The sequence below is a fragment of the Collinsella sp. HCP28S3_E9 genome (assembly GCF_052065455.1).
In the GTDB taxonomy this organism is placed as follows: domain Bacteria; phylum Actinomycetota; class Coriobacteriia; order Coriobacteriales; family Coriobacteriaceae; genus Collinsella.
Genome location: NZ_JBQHTZ010000002.1, coordinates 36629 through 55222, shown reverse-complemented (window position 1 = coordinate 55222; position 18594 = coordinate 36629). Strand labels below are relative to the sequence as shown.

Sequence of the window (18594 nt, the reverse complement as noted above, 5' to 3'; positions counted from 1 at the left end):
TTACTCTTCTAGAGGTGCCGTACCACCTTGGCCGGCACGTAGTTGAACAAACGTATTCGAGTATACACGCCACGACCTTGGCTGCAAGAACTATTTTGCCCGTAAGCAAAAAGACAAAAATACGCACTCTTTCTGCACTTATGCGCCGTCCGCAGCATCAGTCGTCGGCGTCGTCACGGTCGTTCCGGGCGCGATATAACCGTATTCGAGCAGCACCGAAAGCGCATGCTGCTTCCAGGTGGCAAGCTCTTCGTCATTATAGTTGTCATGAGCCCATTCATTCATCGCATCCTCGGCGTCTTGGGGCACCAGGTCCTGGCTGTCCGCCATCAGATACAGGATGCCTAAGATGTCGAAGTCCTGCTTGGTCATCTCTTCCTTGTTTGATGTGCCGATGAGGCCGTGATCGATACCGTAGCGGCAGATGTCGGTCAAAACGGTAACGAGGCCCGTAGGAATCGGCGAGGCATCTTTTGCGGCAGCGGGCGCGGTGTCGTCAGTCACTGCAGTGGCATCGTCGCTCGCCGGAGCAGGCTCGGACGCGTTCGCATCGGAAGCCGCCTGCTCTCCCTGGGCAGGAGCCGCGCTATCCGTCGTTGCCGAAGAATCCCCCGAAGAAACGGACGTAACGCTCACCGGTGTCTCGACCACGGTCGTCATCGGGTCGACCGGTGCGGGTGCGGCGATGACCTCGGCCCAATCGGAATACACGCCGTCAATAAAGGCGCGAACATGGAAGGTGCCCGGTTGCGAGATGGTCATCGTGCCGTCCGTCGCGACCGAAATGCCCTTGCTCTCGAGCTCCTGGGCCTCCCAGCTGCAGACCCTATCGACTTCCTTGCCCGTCGTGTCATAGACCGTAGCCGTTAGGCCGTCGATGCCGTTGAGATTCTCCTCGACTCCGACGACAGTCTGTGCCGAGCCCTCGAGTTTGATGCTGCCGTTAAACGACTCGGGCGCCACGTCGCTTACCTTATATTTGTAGGCCGCGGCGTCGATCTCGTCATTGGTCGAAACATGCCCGTTCACGTCCACATAGGTGTCCTCGGGGATAAAGTACTTTACGTAGGCGGTGCCGGCCTTTTTACCCACCACGACTTGCTCGTGGGTGACAGGGTCGGTCTGGATCTCGATGACGTCGGACTTGCATTTCTTGCCGTTTTTATCGACCACGCGCCAGTCGCCCGACGACTTCACAAAGCCGTAATAGTCAACATCGTCCTCGTCCCTTGCACGCACGCGATAGGAAGAGATGGGGTCTTCGTCTCCCACCGTAAGCCTTCGGGTCTTATCGGTCTGCAGCGATACGAGAATCTTGGAAATAGGCTTAATGGGCTGCGGCGTGCCCAACTGGGTATCGACCGTCACCGACTCAAACGACAGATTGGAACCCGTAATGGACATGAGGTAGGTGGCGGCCATGTCGTTGAGCACATTGCACGTGCGCGGGGCGCCGCCGTTGCGCGAAGGCACCTCGCGATCGGCCAGGACAGAATTCCAATCGATGGCGCGCACCATGTGGTTGTTGGTGCGATGCGACCAGCTCGTAACGTTTCCGGCGGTGGTATCGTAGCCGTCGTCGCCACGATGGGCGATTGAGCGCAGGAACAGGTTCTGCACGGCGTCGGTCGACTGATCCCCAAAGGTGGTGTAGAACGAGCGCTGGTCATAACCGGCGGTATGGAACTCCTGCACGGCGGCGTTGTCGTCGTAGCACTCGCCGTTCATGTTAAAGATAATCACGTCGAACGTCACGCCCACCGGCTGGTCATAGTCCTCGGACAGCGTCGTGGTAGAACTCGTCTGCTTGCTATTGACCTGCGTGTGCGCAGGGATCGTCATTTCGACGGTGACCGACTGATTGTCCGTTGTGGTGATCGACTGTTCCTCGGTCTTGCTCGCCTCCCACAACTGGGACATCGTGGCTTCGGCCGAAAACGAGGTCTCGATCTCCTCGCTCGCTGTTGCGGGCACGCCCAGCGACTCCTTGAGGCTCACCGATGCGCCCCACGAGCCGCCTTTGGAATACGATGCGGATTCAGAAGTGCTCGTGCCGACCGTCTCCTCGGTACCGCGGGCGAGCGTGATGCTCTGCGAGGCGTCCTCATAGCCGACGTTAAGAGCCGAGGTAACGAGCTCCTGCTCAGTCTTAGAATTGACAAAGGAATAGCCCGGCGCGTCCTCGGGCGCACAGTTAAGCTTGTTCATGCTGTTGAGCTGCTGAACTCTAAAGTTATAGAACGCGATGCCAAAGCCATTGAAATCATACTGATAGGTGCCGCCGAGCTTGTCGACACAAGCAATGGTGGCATAGATGACGTCCTGCTCGGTCGTGTCTTTCGACAGTCCGTCGAGCGGCACGTTTTTACGGAAATCGGAGCCCTCCAGCTTGTGACCGATACAGCCGGCGATATCATCGGTCAAGCGATCGTAGACAGCTTTGAGGCTTTTTGCAGATGTCAGACCACTCTGTTTCGATTTGTCGGCGCCGTCGGAATGCTCACCGTTGCCGCCCGAAAGCGCATCATACAGATAGATGTAGTGACCCTTACCGAAGTCCTTCTCAAAGCCCTTGCCGGCGTGGTCCCAGTACAAAAAGTCCCCGGAGTCGTCGCCTCCACCATAGCCAAGGATGTTATAGGCAAGCGATGCCCAGTTGGGCAACACCTTTTTGACGGCGGCCGTATAGAACGAGACGTTGTCGTACATCGAGGTACGGCCCTCGAGCTTGCCGTCATCGATATCTACAAACGTGCAGTCGCGATCGTTGACCGTAATGGTGAGCGGGTTGACCACGTCACCATAGAGCTCGTCGCGCGATTCATCCTGAAGGGCAAAACCGGCCGTCGGCATCCCGCAAAGCGCCGTGACCGCAACGACCACCCAGCACAGGGTCATCTGTGCTCCCCGACACGCTCGTTGCAAATACCTGGTGAGGTTTTTCATCGCAGTCCTCCCGTCAGTTGCCAATGTATTGAACCAACAGAATCAATATAAAACGCCGCCGCGTCCACAGGGGGCGCGGCGGCGCGAAGGGGGGCGTAAGAGGCGCAAATGGAACGCGACTCAGTTAAGCGGAACGCTTGGCCTCGAGCTTGGCCTGGGCGGCAGCCAGTCGTGCGAGGGGTACGCGATAGGGCGAGCAGGACACGTAGTCCACATCGGCCACGTTGAACAGGCCCTTGATGGACTTGGGGTCGCCGCCGTGTTCGCCGCACACGCCAAAGTGCATATCGGGGTTGGCGGCGCGACCCTTCTCGACGGCCATACGCACCAGCTCGAGCACCGCCGCGTCGATGGTCTCGAAGGGATTATCCTTCAGGATCTTCTTGTGCATGTACAGCGGGATGAACTTGGCCTCGGCGTCGTCGCGCGAGAAGCCGAAGGTTGTCTGGGTGAGGTCGTTGGTGCCAAAGCAGAAGAAGTCGGCATGGTGGGCGATCTCGTCGGCGACCATGCAGGCGCGCGGCAGCTCGAGCATCGTGCCCACGGGAATATTGAGCTCGACGCCCTCCTCGGCGGATACCTCGGCGATCACGCGCTCGATGACCTCGCGGGTCTGGACATGCTCGGCTGTGATGGAAACGAGCGGGACCATGATCTCGGGGCGCGGGTCGACGCCCTCCTTGATAAAGCGGGCAGCAGCCGTGGCGACGGCGCGAACCTGCATGAGCGGCAGATCGCCAAAGACAACGGACAGGCGCACACCGCGCAAGCCGAGCATCGGGTTGGACTCAACCATGCCGTCGATTCGACGCAGGCGGGCACGCAGGGTGGCAAGCTCTTCCTCGCTGGCGCCGGCGGCTTCCTTCTTGGTGATGGCGACCTCGAGCTCGCGAGGATTATCCAGGAACTCATGCAGCGGCGGATCGAGCAGGCGAACGACCACATCGCGACCGAACATGGTCTTAAACATCGCCAGAAAGTCCTCGGTCTGAACCTTGAGCAGGTCGGCCAGGGCCTGCTGCTTCACGGCCTCGTCGTCGGACAGGATAAAGCTCTGGATAATGTTCTTGCGGTCGCCCAGGAACATGTGCTCGGTGCGGCACAGGCCGATGGCCTCGGCGCCAAACTCGAGTGCGAGCGCGGCATCCTCGGGGTTGTCGGCGTTGACGCGCACGTGGTTGGCGTGACCGTCGGTCTCGTCCAGGCGAATCTCGTCTGCCCAGGACAGAATGGTGTCCAGATCGCCGGTGAGCTCGGCGGAGACCAGATCGACGGCGCCGTCGACGACAATGCCCTGGGTGCCGTCGATGGAGATGATGTCGCCCTCGTGCAGCACGCGATCGCTGCCCTCGATGCGCACGACCTTCTCGGCGGCGTCAATATGGAAGCGCTCAACGCCGCAGACGCAGGGCGTACCCATACCGCGGGCGATAACGGCGGCGTGGCTCGTCTTGCCGCCGTGGCTGGTAAGGATGCCCTCGGCAGCGACCATGCCCTTCAAGTCGTCGGGGTTGGTCTCCCAGCGGACCAGAATGACCTTATGGCCCTCGGCAGAACGTGCGACGGCATCGTCGCTCGAGAACACGACCTCGCCTACGGCGGCGCCGGGGCTGGCGTTAAGGCCGCAGGCCAGGGCCTCGTACTTCTTGGAGGAGTCGAACTGCGGATGCAGAAGCTGGTCGAGCTGCGCGGGATCGATGCGACTCACGGCCTCCTCGCGGGTGATGAGACCCTCCTCGACCATCTCGATGGCGATGCGCAGCGCGGCGGTTGCGGTACGCTTGCCCACGCGGGTCTGAAGCATCCAAAGTTTACCCTGCTCGATGGTGAATTCGATATCGCACATATCGCGGTAATGATCCTCGAGCGTCAGGAAAACGCGCTCGAGCTCCTCACCAGCGGACTCGAGGCCCGGGGTGGTCTTGAGGTCGGCGATGGGCTCAGTATTGCGGATGCCGGCGACGACGTCCTCACCCTGGGCGTTAACCAAAAAGTCACCGTAGAACTCTTTGGTGCCATCGGCCGGATTGCGCGTAAAGGCGACGCCGGTCGCAGAGGTCTCGCCTTTGTTGCCAAAAGCCATGGCCTGGACGTTGACGGCAGTGCCGAGCTCGTCGGAAATGCCATGCTGTTTGCGGTAGATACAGGCGCGCTCGTTCATCCAGCTACCAAAGACGGCCTGGATGGCAAGGCGCAGCTGGAGCTCCGGATCGTGCGGGAAGACGGGCTTGCCGTCGACAACCTCGAGCTCGGGATACAGGGCAGCCTCGACGTTCTCGGAGAAGATGCCCTTGAAGGTCTCGACGAGCTCCTGCAGGTCCTCGGCCGAAAGCTCGGAATCGACGCGAACGCCGGCGACCAAGCGAGCCTGCGTTAGGGCGTTCTCAAACAAGTCGGCATCGACACCCATAACGACGTTGGAGAACATCTGGATAAAGCGGCGGTAGCTATCCCAGGCAAAACGCGGGTTTTGCGTCTGGGCAATGAGGCCCAGAACGGAGTCGTCGTTAAGGCCCAAGTTGAGGACCGTGTCCATCATGCCGGGCATGGAGAATGGAGCACCCGAGCGAACCGACACGAGCAGCGGGTCGGATGCGTCACCAAGCATCTTGCCGCAGCGGGCCTCGAGATCGGCCTCGGCGGCAACGATCTCATCGAGTGCACCTTCGGGCCACACGTTGCCGGCACCGGAGTACTCGACACAGGTTTGGCAGGTAATGGTAAAGCCACCGGGAACCGGCAGGCCGATGCGGCTCATCTCGGCAAGATTTGCACCCTTGCCGCCAAGCACGAAGTTCATGGACTTGTCGCCCTCAGTGACACAGGTGCCCTGGGCGTCGGTTCCAAAACGGTAAACCCTCTTGCAATCGCTCACGATACTCCCCTTCCATGCGCTGTCGCGCACGACCGTGGTAACGAATCGACCCGCCGGATGCGAGCCGTGAGGGTACTATACGGTGGGTATTGGAAGTGCTTGCGTAGAGGGTGCGAGGTTTGGTAAACGTGGTAAAACTGACGGTAAACGGTAGATAAAGGTGGTTACCTTATGAAGATACCAGTGTAGGAGACTTGCAGGTCAACTGAAAGAACTTTGCTAAATCGCTTTACCATAAGTAGCTAATTTGGGACGGGGCTTTTTTAGCCACCCCGTCGGCAATCGGCCAAAAAGCTCGCGGCCTCAGCCGGGGTAGCTAAAAAAGCCCCGTCCCAAATTAGCTACTTTTGTTGGGCTCGGCGAGCGGCACGACGGGCTCGAGCTTCTTGGATTTCCTCCAAATGACCGATGATCTCGGATGCACTCTCCTCAATCGCCTTACCGTCGGTACGCACCACAAAGCAGCCTAGGCGCTTCATGAGGGCACGGGCTTCCTCAAGCTCGCTGCGCACACTCTCGGGCTCGGCATAGGAGCCGGCGACGGCGCGGGCGTAGTCATCGCCCAAGCGGCTGTCGCGAATCTCAGAAATTACGTCAACGGTCGAAATCAGGCCGAACAGGCGCATCGGGTCGACCTCGTAAATCGACTTCGGCGGCTCCATGCCGTGCGCCAGCGGAACGTTTGCGACCTTGTAACCCTGATAGGCCAAATACATCGACAGCGGCGTTTTGGACGTACGCGACACGCCCAGCAGCACGATATCGGCACCCGACAGATCGTCGCAACCGCGCCCGTCATCGTGCTCAACGAAATACTCCATAGCCTCAATGCGGTGGAAATAGCGGTCATCCGTTTTGTGAATAACGCCCGCAACGCCCTTGGGCGGCACACCGACGAGCGACGACAATACGGCAAGGGTCGGACCGATCAGGTCGACAGAGCGAATATGCAGCATACCCAGGTAATCGAGCACGCGGGCGCGAAGCGCCGGATCGACGATAGTGTGGAACACGGCGATATCACGATGGTCCGCATCGACGCGCGGGCCCACAAACGACTTGACCTGCTCCACCGAGTTCACTTTGGGCAAGCGCAAGAGACGAAAAGCCCCTTCATCAAATTGCCCGGACGCCGCAAGCACCACCTCACAAGCGGTATCACCGAGCGAGTCGGAGATAACGATAACGGTGGGACGAGCGGTGACCGGGCAATCCATGCGGGGCTCCTTTTGCGCTTATGCGCAGGCTAGTTTACTTTTTGCGGGCAAGCTCACCGATGTTGGCGATGCCAGAGAAAACGGCCTCGAAGCGGTTGAGCAGCTTAAGGCGATTATCGCGGAGCTGCTCGTCCTTGTCCATGACCATAACCTCGTCGAAGAAGCGGTCGATGGGGGCACGCAGGGCGGCAAGGGCGGCAAATGCGGCCGGGTAATCCTCGGCAGCAAGGGCGCCATCGACAGCGGTCTGAGCAGCCTCGGAGGCATCGGCAAGCGCGAGCTCGGCCTCACCCATCAGGCTGCGATCGTACTCCATACCCAGCTCGGGCTTGGAGATGTGCGCGGCGCGGGCATAGGCAGTAGCCAGGTTGTCGAAGGTCTCGGCATCGTTCTTACGAGCCTCGTCGAGCGCGGCGCAGCGGGCGAAGAAGACGGACGGAGCGATGATGTGCACCGCGGAGACGGCGGCGACGGTATCCGCCGGAATCTTCTCGTCGCGGGCCATGCTCACCAGACGGCCGTGGAAGAAGTCACGGACCTGCTGGGCGACCTCGGCGGCGTCGAACTCGATGCCCTGCTCGCTATAGAGCTCAAGGGCAAAGTCGATGAGCGTCGTGGGGTCGATCGGCAGACGATCGCGCAGGATGTTGATAATGCCAATAGCGGCGCGACGCAGCGCGTACGGGTCGGAAGAGCCGGTCGGGGGCTCACCGATGGCAAAGATACCGGCAATGGTATCGAGCTTGTCGGCACAGGCCACGATGCAGCCAGCGATGCCCTCGGGCAGCTCATCGCCGGCAAAGCGGGGACGATAGTGATCGCGAATGGCGTGGGCGACCTCGTCGTTCTCCCCCATCGCAGTTGCGTAATAGCCACCCATCACGCCCTGCTGGCTCGTAAACTCGACGACGGCGTTGGAAACCAGGTCGGCCTTGCACAGGTGCGCGGCGCGAGCGGCATCGGCAGCGAGGTGGGCGCCCAGATGGGCCTCGCGGGCAATAGCGAGCGCGAGCTGCTCAATGCGCTCGGACTTGGCGAGCACGCTGCCGAGCTTCTCCTGGAAGGCAACCTTGGCCAGACGCTCACGGAACTCGTCGAGGGAGATCTTCAGGTCCTCCTCGTAGAAGAACTTGGCATCGTCCAGACGGGCGCGCACGACGCGCTCGTTGCCGTCGATCACACGCTCGGCATTCTCGGGCTTGCTGTTGGAGACGACCACGAACTCACGTGTGAGCTTGCCCTCGCCGTCATAGATCGGGAAGTAGCGCTGGTTGGTGAGCATGGACTCGCAGATGATCTCGTGCGGGACCTTGAGGAACTCCTCGTCGAAGGTACCGACGAGCACCGTCGGCCACTCGCAGAGGTTAATGACCTCCTCGAAGACCTTCTTGGGCGTATCGACATGGCAGCCAGGGCGAGCGGCCTCGACCTCGGCAATACCGGCAAGGATGGCCTCACGACGACGCTCGGCAGAGAGCACGCCGGCGTCCTCGAGCACCTGCTCGTAGACGGCGGGACTGGCGACAACATGGTCACCGGCGCCCAGCACGCGATGTCCGCGCGTGGTGTTGCCGCTCGTCACATCGGCAAACGTCACGGGCACAACGTCCTCGCCCAGAAGGCAGCAGATCCAACGGACTGGACGCACAAACGTGGCGTGCTCGTGGCCCCAGCGCTGGCTGCGGTAGTTGGGCCACTGCAGGCCTGCGATCGTCTTCTCGCACAGGGCCGTCAGAATAGGGGTAGCCGGCACGGAGGGAATGTTCTTCTCGGCGAATACGTACTCGCGACCGTCGGTGTCCTCGCGACGGATCAGGTCCTCGGCAGCCACACCGCACTTGCGGGCGAAGCCCTGGGCGGCCTTGGTGGCGTTGCCGTAGGCATCGAAGGCAATGTTTGCCGCAGGGCCGCGCTTGACCTCGTGGACCTCATCGGTCGCGGTGGCGACGTTGGTCACGAGCGCAGCCAGACGACGCGGGCTCGAGATCACGCGGACCTCGCCATGGGCCAGGCCGGCCTCGTCGAGGCCCTTGGCGATCATATCGCCAAGCTGCTTGACGGCATTGTTCAGCGGTGCGGAGGGCATTTCCTCCGTACCGATCTCAAACAGGAAATCCTTAGCGTCTGCCATGGCTTACGCCACCTCGCCTTCCTGGTCGGCATTCTCGTTAACTCCGGCGACCTCGGCCATATAGGCCTCGCAGCACGCCTTGGCGACGGCGCGGACGCGCAGGATGTAGTTGGCACGCTCGACTGCGGACAGGGCGCCGCGGGCATCGAGCAGGTTGAAGGCATGGCTGCACTTCATGACGCAGTCGTATGCGGGCAGCGGCAGCTTGCGCTCCAGACAGGAGTGGCACTCGGCCTCGTAGTCGTCAAACTTCTGACGCATCATCTCGACGTTAGCGACCTCAAAATTGTAGGCGCTAAACTCGCGCTCGTTCTCCAGGAACACGTCACCGTAGGTCATGGGCGTGCCGTCGGGCAAATAGCTCCACACCAGGTCATAGACGGAGTTGGCACCCTGGGCGTACATGGCGATGCGCTCCAGGCCGTAGGTGATCTCGACGGGCACGGGGTCGACCTCGATGCCGCCCACCTGCTGGAAGTACGTAAACTGCGTGACCTCCATGCCGTTGAGCCAAACCTCCCAGCCAAGGCCCCAGGCGCCGAGCGTCGGGCTCTCCCAGTCGTCCTCAACAAAGCGGACGTCATGGTCGTTGGGGTCCAGGCCAATGGCGGCAAGAGACCCCAGGTAAAGCTCCTGGGCGTTGACCGGCGAGGGCTTGATGAGCACCTGGAACTGATAGTAGTGCTGCATGCGGTTGGGGTTCTCGCCGTAGCGGCCGTCGGCGGGACGGCGGCAGGGCTGCGCATAGCAGGTGCGCCACTCGGCAGGACCGAGCGAGCGCAGCGTGGTCGCGGTATGGAAGGTACCGGCACCGACCTCGGAGTCATAGGGCTGCATAATGACGCAGCCCTGCTCGCCCCAGTACTGCTGGAGGCGCAGGATGATGTCTTGGAAGGAAAGCGATGAAGCGTTCATGCCTCTAATATCCCCTCGTCGAAACGATTACACGGTTAGGTACTGTACTATAGCGGTTTTTAGTCGATAGCGCCCAGACGGTTGAGCGGCCAGTAACGCACGAGCGCCACGGCGATCAGGTCCGAACGGTCGACCGGGCCAAAGTAGCGTGAGTCGGCTGAGTTCTCGCGGTTGTCGCCCATCACCCACACGCAGTCGTCTGGGACGGTGTAGGGATAGCTCACCTGAGCACCAGGCGCCTGGACCGACAGTGGCCAGCTCATGCCCGTCGTATAGTCCTCGTCGAGCGCTTGGCCGTCAACGATCACCTTGCCGTCCTGCAGGTTGACCGTCTGGCCGGCCGTAGCGATGACCCGCTTGACGAGCACATCGTGCTCAGAGGTGCCATCGGGGTTGTGGAACACCACAATATCGCCCTGTTTGACAGGCTGGCCGAGCTCAAGCGTCACCTTTTGCGCTAGGATCTGGTCGCCAATCTCAATCGTGGACTCCATGGAACCGGTGGGAACCACAAAGGGCTCGACCACAAAGGTGCGAATCAAGAAGGTGGCCACGAGCGCGATCGCGACGACCACGACCCACTCAAACGCGCCCTTTAGCATGGAATGCTGCGACGGAACCATTCTCACTCCTCGCTCTGCGAATACGAAGCGTCCAAAATCTCCTGCGCGTACGCACGCTCCTGGGGCGTAAGGCGCGCCGTCTCAATTAAATCGGGACGCCAGCGACAGGTGCGCTCGATGGCGTTCTTGCGGCGCCAGGCGTCAACCTTGGCGTGGTCACCACTTACAAGCACGGAAGGCACGCCCTCGCCGTTAAACTCGGCAGGACGGGTGTACTGCGCGTACTCGAGCAGCCCACCGTCCTCGGCGGTCGAGAATGATTCGTCAACGTTGCTCATCTCGTCACCAAGCGCGCCGGGAATCAGACGCACGACGGCGTCAGCAACAACCATAGCAGGCAGCTCGCCGCCCGTGAGCACATAGTCGCCGATCGACAGGCGCTCGTCGGCATAGGCATACGCGCGCTCATCGACACCCTCGTAACGGCTGCACACAAACAGCAGGCGCTCGCTTTGGAGCAAGCGCTCGGCTACATGCTGCGTAAAAGGCTCACCGCAGGGCGTAAAGAACACCACGGTGGGCTTGGGGCCCTCAGAGCTGATGGCCTCGATTGCCTCGGCAATAGGCTCGACCTTCATGAGCATGCCCTGACCGCCGCCGTACGGCTCGTCATCGACGGTACGATGGCGATCGTGCGTCCAGTCGCGCAGGTTATACGCCTTAAAATCAAAAAGGCCGGCCTTGCGGGCACGGCCCAAAATCGATGTGGACATGACGGGTTCAAACATCTCGGGAAAGACCGAAAGGGTCTCGATCAGCATGTTGTCCTCCCTACTTGTCCATATCGATCAAGCCGTCCATAACGTGGACGGATATTGCCCCCCGATCGGGAAGATCGAGCACAACTTGCTCGATCACGGGAATCAGCACCTCGCCATACCGATCACCCTCGACAACCCAAACGTCGTTGGCGGGCGTCGACATAATCTCAACGATCGTTCCGAGCGACCCAAAGCGCTCGTCAACCACCTCGCGACCCATAAGGTCGGTATAGGCGGCATCGAGTGAATCGAGCTCAAAGTCATCACGGTTCGCCAGAACGAAACAACCCGTGATGCCCTCGGCGGCCGTCAAGTCGTCAATGCCCTCAAACGAAACCAGATCGCCATCGCCCGTATCGGTAACGGATGTAACCGTGCAAAAGCGGTCACGCTTGAGCGCCGGTGGCGTCAGAGCGACACGCATACCCGGCTCCAATACAGAAGGAAGCCCCCGCAGCGGCTGCGCGAGGACCTCCCCCTTCCTTCCGTGCGGCTTAACCACACGGGCGATGTTTTTGTACTGGGACCTCAAGGTCCTAGCCCAGAACCTCTACCTCGACGGAAGTGTCGAGGCGAGCGGCCAGTGCACGGGCGAGCGTGCGAATGGCCTTGATGGTACGGCCGCGACGGCCAATGACCTTAGCTACGTCATCCTCGGCAACCGAAACCTCAATAGTTGAGGCATCGTCGCCATCGATAACTTCCAGGCTCACGGAATCCGGGTCGTCGACGATCTGAACAACGAGATATTCGACGAGATCGGCGATGCGATCTGAGAGCATTGCCTCACCCTCGAGCTGTGCAGCGTCAACCTCAGGCACGATTTACTCCTCGGCGCCCTCAGCGGCCTCAGCGGCCTCAGCGGCAGCCTTAGCGGCCTCGGCCTCTTTGGCGAGCTGCTTCTTGGACTTCTTGACGACGGTCTCGGTCTTCTCGCCCTCGTTGGCGGCCTTGACCAGGGCGGCGACAGCGTCGGTGAGCTGAGCGCCCTTGGACTGCCAGTCAGCAATCTTCTCGAGATCGAGGTTGATGGTCTTGGGGGCGGTCATCGGATTGTAGCGGCCAACCTCCTCGATGATACGACCGTCACGCGGGGCGCGGGAATCGGCGACGACGACACGGTAGTACGGACGCTTCTTAGCGCCGTGACGAGCAAGGCGAATCTTGACTGCCAAAGGAAACTCCTCCAACCAAGCAGCTTTAGGCTGCAACTACAAACAAACAGTTGAACATAATACGCCATCGACGCGGGCAGGTGAAGTCCGTGAGACCAACTTCTTCGGTGTAGTCGAAGGCAAATCCATATCTTAGACAAGAATTCGCGATTTGCAAGCACATCCACGCACCCCACATGAGCTGCGCGGTATACTCATGCCATGAAAAGATGCGAACATACATACGGTTATGAGGATACTGCGGGCGTCACGCCGCCGCCCTGGACGGGTCCGGCGGTGGGTCTGATGGATCTCGATGCGTTTTTTGCGAGTGTGGAGATGCTCGATCATCCCGAGTGGCGCGGCAAGCCGCTTATCGTGGGCGGAGACGCCGAATCTCGCGGCGTCGTCTCCACCTGCTCATACGAGGCACGTCGCTTTGGCGTGCACTCCGCCATGCCCTCGGCCGAGGCACGCCGCCTATGTCCGCAGGCCATTTGGACACACGGGCATTTCGATCGCTACCACGAGGTCAGCGCACAGGTCATGAATATTCTTGCCGACGAGACACCACGCGTTGAGCGCGTGTCCATTGACGAGGCCTTTATCGACATCACGCCGGGCCGCTTTGCGCCCGAGGACCCACTGCTCGTCGTACGACGCATCAGCGATCGCGTGGCGGCACTGGGGGTGACCTGCTCCATCGGCGTCGGTTGCAACAAAACGGTGGCCAAGATTGCAAGCGAGCGAGACAAGCCGTTTGGGCTTACGGTCGTACGCCCGGGAACTGAGCAGCGTTTTCTGGCGCCGTTACCTGTTTCTGCCATGAGCGGTATCGGGCGCTCGGCCGAGGAGCGGCTGCGCCGCATGCGGATTTACACGCTGGGCGAGCTGTCGCGCGCACCGGAATCCACGCTGTCTGCGATTTTTGGCGTTAACGGCGAGCGCATGCGCCAGCGTGCGTTGGGGCTCGAGGTTTCCGAAGTCACGAGCCTCGATGAAGAGCGTGAGGTCAAGTCGGTAAGCAATGAGCGCACCTTTGCGAAAGATTTGACCGAGCGCGGGGACATCGAAGCGGCGATTGCATTATTGGGCGAATCCGTCGGACGTCGCCTGCGCCGCCAGGGACTTACCGGCGCCACGGTGACGCTCAAACTTAAGTACTCGTACGGCAGCGGTCGCTCGGCACAGCGACGACTCCCCCATCCCACCGACGACGAGAACATCTTTGTGGCGGTAGCGATCGAGTTGCTCGACAACATCTGGCAGGAAGGAATGCATGTACGCCTTGCCGGCATAGGCATGAGTGACTTCAATCATCAAGGCGGCATACAGACCGACCTGTTTTGCGAAGTCGACGACCGCGGAGCCCAATCCAGCGACCGCCGTGACCTCTCCGTCGCCATCGACGCAGTCCGAGACAAGTTCGGCGACACCGCCCTATCCTTCGGCCGCCAATCCCGCTTCTCCTCCCACTAAGTAGTCAATTTGGGACGGGGCTTTTTTAGCTACTTTAGATTGTCAGGGTAGTACGGGGCAGCTAATTTGGGACGGGGCTTTTTTAGCTACCCTTCAGCTGGCAGCGAATCACCCGGGGCCGGAATAAAACTCAACCGATTTGTAGGGTTAGCTAAAATAGCCCCGTCCCAAATTAGCTACCCAACTCATACCTGACGCGGTCGCAACACAGACCTCGTCCAAAATGAGCTATTTTTTGACTTTGACCTTTTGTATGGTGCAGTGTCCAATGCCCGTAAGACGGACGATCTGTTTAATCGAAAAGCCCTCGCTCTTCAAAGTACGAATGCAGGCATCGCGCGCCCCCTTTGGCAAAGCCTTAAGGTGATGAGGCTCGTACGGCTTAAGAAGAGCCTGCGCAAACTCCAGCGCATCTGTGTCGCTCACATGAGCGCCGTCACGGAAGCAATAGCGATTGGGCTCACCCGAGGTGCTGAAGGCAAAAAATCTCTGAGAGTCACCGAGCAACCCGAGAACGCAATCCGTTTTACAGATACCCGGATATCCCATATACTCGCGAAAGCTGCTCCATCGATACAGCGAAGCGGTCCCAATCCTCGCCTTCGCGGGATTGTCGTGAATGTATCTCACGCAGTTGAGCAGCTGATCATCATCGAGGATCGGCACACTCTTAAATCGATCCTGGAAAACAGGCCCCTTCCTGCCTGTCTTTGAGTTGAAATACATGGCATACGCCGTCGTAATCGAATGCATGCAATCGCTCAGATGAACATGCTCGTCGTCAAGCAGAAGATGAATATGGTTATCCATAAGGCACCACGCGATGACATCCACTTTAAACTTCTGGCATTTCGAAGCAATCAGCCGAATCAGATAGAGCCGATCTTCGTCATCCTCAAATATGAGTTGGTCGGCACATCCCTTTTGGACGACATGGTAAAAACCATATACAGAGATTTCTCGCGCAGTCCGAGTCATACGCATCCCCTCCTCTACAGATGACAATTACGTTACCCGAGCCAGAGTAGAAAAAAACGTACTGGGAGCTATAAATCGCGATGTTCGGCGAACGGTAGGTAGTAGCTAAAAAAGCCCCGTCCCAAATTAGCTACTTTTGGGCAAAAAGAAAGCCGGGCGGCCGCGGAAAAACGCGACTGCCCGGCGAAATACTTGAGGGTAGCTAAAAAAGCCCCGTCCCAAATGAGCTACTAGAGGAGGTCCAGGGAGAGCTGGGGAGCGTCGCCCCAGAGCTTTTCGAGGCGGTAGAACTCACGCGCCTCGGGAGTGAAGACGTGGACGACAACCGAACCGTAGTCCATGAGCATCCAGGTCTTCTGCTCGCGGCCCTCAATGGAAAACGGGTGCTCGCCGCAAGCCTCGGCGACTTTCTCCTCAATCTCGTCGACGATGGAATCAACCTGGCGGTTGTTGGTGCCGGTAGCAAGGACAAAGTAGTCGCAAACATCGGAAAGCTCAGTCAGATCGAGCACCTGAACGTCCTCGCCTTTCTTGTCGTAGGCGGCCTGCGCGGCAGCGCGGGCGACATCCTCGGCGGCGACACCGCTGGCGGAGAGCGTCGCGGCAGTGCGGTCGGACGTGGCCACGAAACTCTTGTGCTCCGCACCTTCAAGAATCTGCTCGTCGGTCATGGTCTCATCGGCCATGGAATACCTCTTTCTAGACGCACCCGAGCTAGCGCAGCTGGGCGTAATGGTTGTAAATCGTAATAGCCGTGGGATAAAGATAGCGCCCGGACTGGATCACATAGACCAGACCCTGCGCAAAACAGGAGAAGAACAACTCGTCGAGCGAGGACTTCCCCACCATCTTGCGCAGCGCATGGGCATAATCGCCGTGGCGGTTGGGTTCGATGGCATCGGCCACAAAGACCACCATATCGAGTGGCGTCATGTCGCAAGCGCCCACGGTGTGACGGTCGACAGCCTGAAAGACCGCCGGCGACAGCTCGGGAAAAAGCTGCAGAAGCTCATAGGCGGCAACCGGGCCATGCAAAAGCGGCGTCGCGGCAGACGGAGAGCCGGCAATCTTAATGCCGTAATGCAGAGCGCGCGTGACCAGCTCGTCGTCGGAGAGCACTTTGTCCCAGTCATGGATCAGGCCGGCGGCGGCGGCATCAAAACGGTCGACACCGTATACCTCGGCTAGGTGCAGCGCCGTCTCGGCAACCCCGAGCGAATGCACGTAGCGCTTACGCTTATCCTTCATGCGCACATCGAGCAACTCGTGGATACGCGTCAAGAGCGCGCGCTCGTCGCCCTCAAACTGATCTTCTACCGACAACGTTTCCCCCCGTCAATCAAAATCGTCTTGCCCAAGATCGGCATACAGGCCGCGTTTACGGATATAGCCGAGCACGGACTCGCTCGTAAGATAGCGCACGCTCATGCCGCGGGCAACCCGCTTGCGAATGTTGGTCGAGCTAATTGCCAGCGCCGGAATCTGAATATAGCGCACATCGAATGGCAGCCCCGATTCCTTAATCCTCGCCCGGGCCGTATCGATGTCAAAGCCGGGACGTGTCGCAGCGATAAAGGTTGCCAGTTCGGCAATCTCATGAGCATTGTGCCAGGTCACAATATCGATAATCGCATCGGCACCCGTAATAAAGTAAAGCTTCACCTGTGGAGGGTAAAACTCGCGAAGGGCACGCAGCGTCTCGGCTGTATAGGTGACACCGGCACGATCGATCTCGAAGCGGCTTGCCAAAAAGGCCGGGTTCGCGGCAGTCGCGAGGACTGTCATGGCATAACGGTCCTCAGCAGGCGTCACCGGTTTGTCGAGCTTAAAGGCAGGAGAGCCGGCCGGCATAAAAAGCACAGCGTCCAAGTCGAGCGACTCGCGAGCCTGCTCGGCAGTCACCAAGTGCCCGTAATGAATCGGGTCAAAGGTGCCGCCCATAATGCCAAGCCGAAACTCGTGCCCATCCTTGATGGGCAGCTCAGGCAATCCGATTCCACCGCGCAGCGACATGGCTTACTCGCCCTCCGGGGTCTCAATAACGTCGACATCGGTAGCGCCTTCGGAGCCCTCGGTGACATGAGCCACGTCCGCATCCTCGGCCGCTACGTCAATAACCTCAACGCCAGCATCCTCGAGCTCGTCCTCGTATTCCGAGAAATCCTCGGCGCCCTCAAAGTCAAAGGCGCGCTGGCAAATGCGAACCTCGTCGCCCGCACGGCAGCCGGCCTTCTCGAGCGCGTCGTCAACGCCCATGCGCGCAAACTTATGCTGCAGGTAGATGACGGCTTCCTCGTTTTCCCAGTCGGTTTGGATAACCATGCGCTCGATCGCGCGACCAACCACGCGGAAAGCACCCGGCTCTTCCTTAACAATGCGGAAGCGCTTCTCGCGCTGCAGGCGGCGACGCTCCCACTCCTCGTCGCGCAGATCGACCGGCTCATCGGAAACCGCAAGCTCCGCGCGGAGCTTAGCCACCTGCTCGCCCACGGCAAGCATCAGCGTGTTGAGGCCGGCACCCGTCACGGCGGAAACGGCAAAAAACATATGGCCGTCGTCGAGCGCCGCGCGCTTAAGGTCGGCAATCTTGTCGGCCGTGCCCGGCGCATCGCACTTGTTGGCGACAACGATCTGTGGGCGCTCCGAGAGCTCGGCACCATACTGCTCGAGTTCGCGGTTAATGATGCGATAGTCCTCAACCGGATCGCGATCCTCAAAACCGCCCGTCATATCGACAACGTGCATAATCAAAGCAGTGCGCTCAATATGGCGCAGGAACTGGTGACCCAAGCCCTTGCCTTCACTCGCACCCTCGATGAGACCGGGGACGTCGGCAACGACGTAAGAATATTCGCCGGCACGCACCATGCCCAGATTGGGCACGAGCGTGGTAAACGGGTAGTCGGCGATCTTAGGACGGGCGGCGCTCATACGGGCAATGAGCGAGGACTTGCCCACCGAGGGAAAGCCCACGAGCGCGGCATCGGCCATAAGTTTCATCTCGAGCTCGATCCAGTGCTCCTCGGCAGGCTCACCCAGCTGGGCAAACGCGGGCGCGCGGCGCACCGACGTCACAAAGTGGGTGTTGCCCAGACCGCCGGCCCCACCGGGCGCCACGACAACGCGCTCGCCATCGTGCACCAGGTCGGCAATCTCGAACATCGGGGTCTGCGTCTCGGGATCGAGCTCGCGGACTACGGTGCCCATGGGAACTTTCAAAATCAGGTCCTCGCCGCTCTTGCCATTGCGACGGGCACCCTGGCCGTGCGTGCCGCGCTCGGCACGGAAGTGATGCTTAAAGCGGTAATCGATCAGCGAAGACAGCTGAGCATCGGCCTGGATGACGACATTGCCGCCACGGCCGCCGTCGCCGCCATCAGGGCCGCCCTTGGGAACAAATGCCTCGCGCCTAAACGACATGCATCCGGCTCCGCCGTCGCCGCCGCAAACGTTAATGCGGCTGATATCGGTGAACTGTGACAACAGAATCGCCTCCTACAAAAAAGAGGGAGACC

Annotated in this window: 16 protein-coding genes; 1 reads left to right on the top strand and 15 read right to left on the bottom strand. The window is 60.0% G+C overall.

Features of this window, described 5'->3' with window-relative positions; genetic code table 11:
• Window positions 1–138: 138 nt before the first annotated feature.
• From ACTNA2_RS01335 to rpsP, 10 genes are all read right to left on the bottom strand, one after another.
• Window positions 139–2898, bottom strand: a complete 2760-nt coding sequence (locus ACTNA2_RS01335) for a hypothetical protein (RefSeq protein ID WP_441048374.1) — start codon at window positions 2896–2898, stop codon at window positions 139–141.
• Window positions 2899–3070: 172 nt separating this feature from the next.
• Window positions 3071–5821 (bottom strand): pyruvate, phosphate dikinase, encoded by a 2751-nt coding sequence (gene ppdK / locus ACTNA2_RS01330; RefSeq protein WP_441048373.1) that lies wholly within the window; start codon window positions 5819–5821, stop codon window positions 3071–3073.
• A gap of 341 nt (window positions 5822–6162) precedes the next feature.
• A complete protein-coding gene (locus ACTNA2_RS01325) occupies window positions 6163–7038 on the bottom strand; it encodes a pyruvate, water dikinase regulatory protein (protein ID WP_441048372.1) in 876 nt (291 codons plus the stop codon).
• A gap of 34 nt (window positions 7039–7072) precedes the next feature.
• The gene (gene glyS, locus ACTNA2_RS01320) at window positions 7073–9169 is read right to left on the bottom strand and encodes a glycine--tRNA ligase subunit beta (protein ID WP_441048371.1); all 2097 of its coding nucleotides are present in this window, start codon (window positions 9167–9169) and stop codon (window positions 7073–7075) included.
• A 3-nt stretch (window positions 9170–9172) separates the two neighbouring features.
• Window positions 9173–10084, bottom strand: coding sequence for a glycine--tRNA ligase subunit alpha (locus ACTNA2_RS01315; protein ID WP_441048370.1), 912 nt, complete (start codon window positions 10082–10084; stop codon window positions 9173–9175).
• 59 nt (window positions 10085–10143) lie between these two features.
• On the bottom strand, window positions 10144–10707 hold the full coding sequence (lepB, locus tag ACTNA2_RS01310; protein WP_441048369.1) for a signal peptidase I: 564 nt from the start codon (window positions 10705–10707) through the stop codon (window positions 10144–10146).
• 2 nt (window positions 10708–10709) lie between these two features.
• A complete protein-coding gene (trmD, locus tag ACTNA2_RS01305) occupies window positions 10710–11468 on the bottom strand; it encodes a tRNA (guanosine(37)-N1)-methyltransferase TrmD (protein ID WP_441048368.1) in 759 nt (252 codons plus the stop codon).
• 10 nt (window positions 11469–11478) lie between these two features.
• Window positions 11479–11970, bottom strand: a complete 492-nt coding sequence (rimM, locus tag ACTNA2_RS01300) for a ribosome maturation factor RimM (RefSeq protein ID WP_427717603.1) — start codon at window positions 11968–11970, stop codon at window positions 11479–11481.
• Between the two features lie 34 nt (window positions 11971–12004).
• Window positions 12005–12250, bottom strand: coding sequence for a KH domain-containing protein (locus ACTNA2_RS01295; protein WP_154516529.1), 246 nt, complete (start codon window positions 12248–12250; stop codon window positions 12005–12007).
• A 42-nt stretch (window positions 12251–12292) separates the two neighbouring features.
• Window positions 12293–12643: a 30S ribosomal protein S16 gene (gene rpsP / locus ACTNA2_RS01290; RefSeq protein WP_427717582.1), complete on the bottom strand. Its 351-nt coding sequence runs from the start codon at window positions 12641–12643 to the stop codon at window positions 12293–12295.
• A 201-nt stretch (window positions 12644–12844) separates the two neighbouring features.
• Here rpsP and dinB point away from each other — a divergent pair, with 201 nt between their 5' ends.
• Entirely contained in the window at window positions 12845–14101 is a 1257-nt protein-coding gene (dinB, locus tag ACTNA2_RS01285; RefSeq protein ID WP_427717584.1) for a DNA polymerase IV, read from the top strand.
• A gap of 228 nt (window positions 14102–14329) precedes the next feature.
• Here dinB and ACTNA2_RS01280 read toward each other — a convergent pair whose 3' ends face one another.
• From ACTNA2_RS01280 to obgE, 5 genes are all read right to left on the bottom strand, one after another.
• Window positions 14330–15079: a transposase gene (locus ACTNA2_RS01280; protein ID WP_195838550.1), complete on the bottom strand. Its 750-nt coding sequence runs from the start codon at window positions 15077–15079 to the stop codon at window positions 14330–14332.
• A gap of 230 nt (window positions 15080–15309) precedes the next feature.
• The gene (rsfS, locus tag ACTNA2_RS01275) at window positions 15310–15765 is read right to left on the bottom strand and encodes a ribosome silencing factor (RefSeq protein WP_427726898.1); all 456 of its coding nucleotides are present in this window, start codon (window positions 15763–15765) and stop codon (window positions 15310–15312) included.
• 28 nt (window positions 15766–15793) lie between these two features.
• Window positions 15794–16327, bottom strand: coding sequence for a bis(5'-nucleosyl)-tetraphosphatase (symmetrical) YqeK (yqeK, locus tag ACTNA2_RS01270; protein ID WP_441048465.1), 534 nt, complete (start codon window positions 16325–16327; stop codon window positions 15794–15796).
• An 87-nt stretch (window positions 16328–16414) separates the two neighbouring features.
• Window positions 16415–17092 (bottom strand): nicotinate-nucleotide adenylyltransferase, encoded by a 678-nt coding sequence (gene nadD, locus ACTNA2_RS01265; protein ID WP_441048367.1) that lies wholly within the window; start codon window positions 17090–17092, stop codon window positions 16415–16417.
• Window positions 17093–17095: 3 nt separating this feature from the next.
• A complete protein-coding gene (obgE, locus tag ACTNA2_RS01260; RefSeq protein WP_441048366.1) occupies window positions 17096–18562 on the bottom strand; it encodes a GTPase ObgE in 1467 nt (488 codons plus the stop codon).
• Window positions 18563–18594 lie beyond the last annotated feature (32 nt).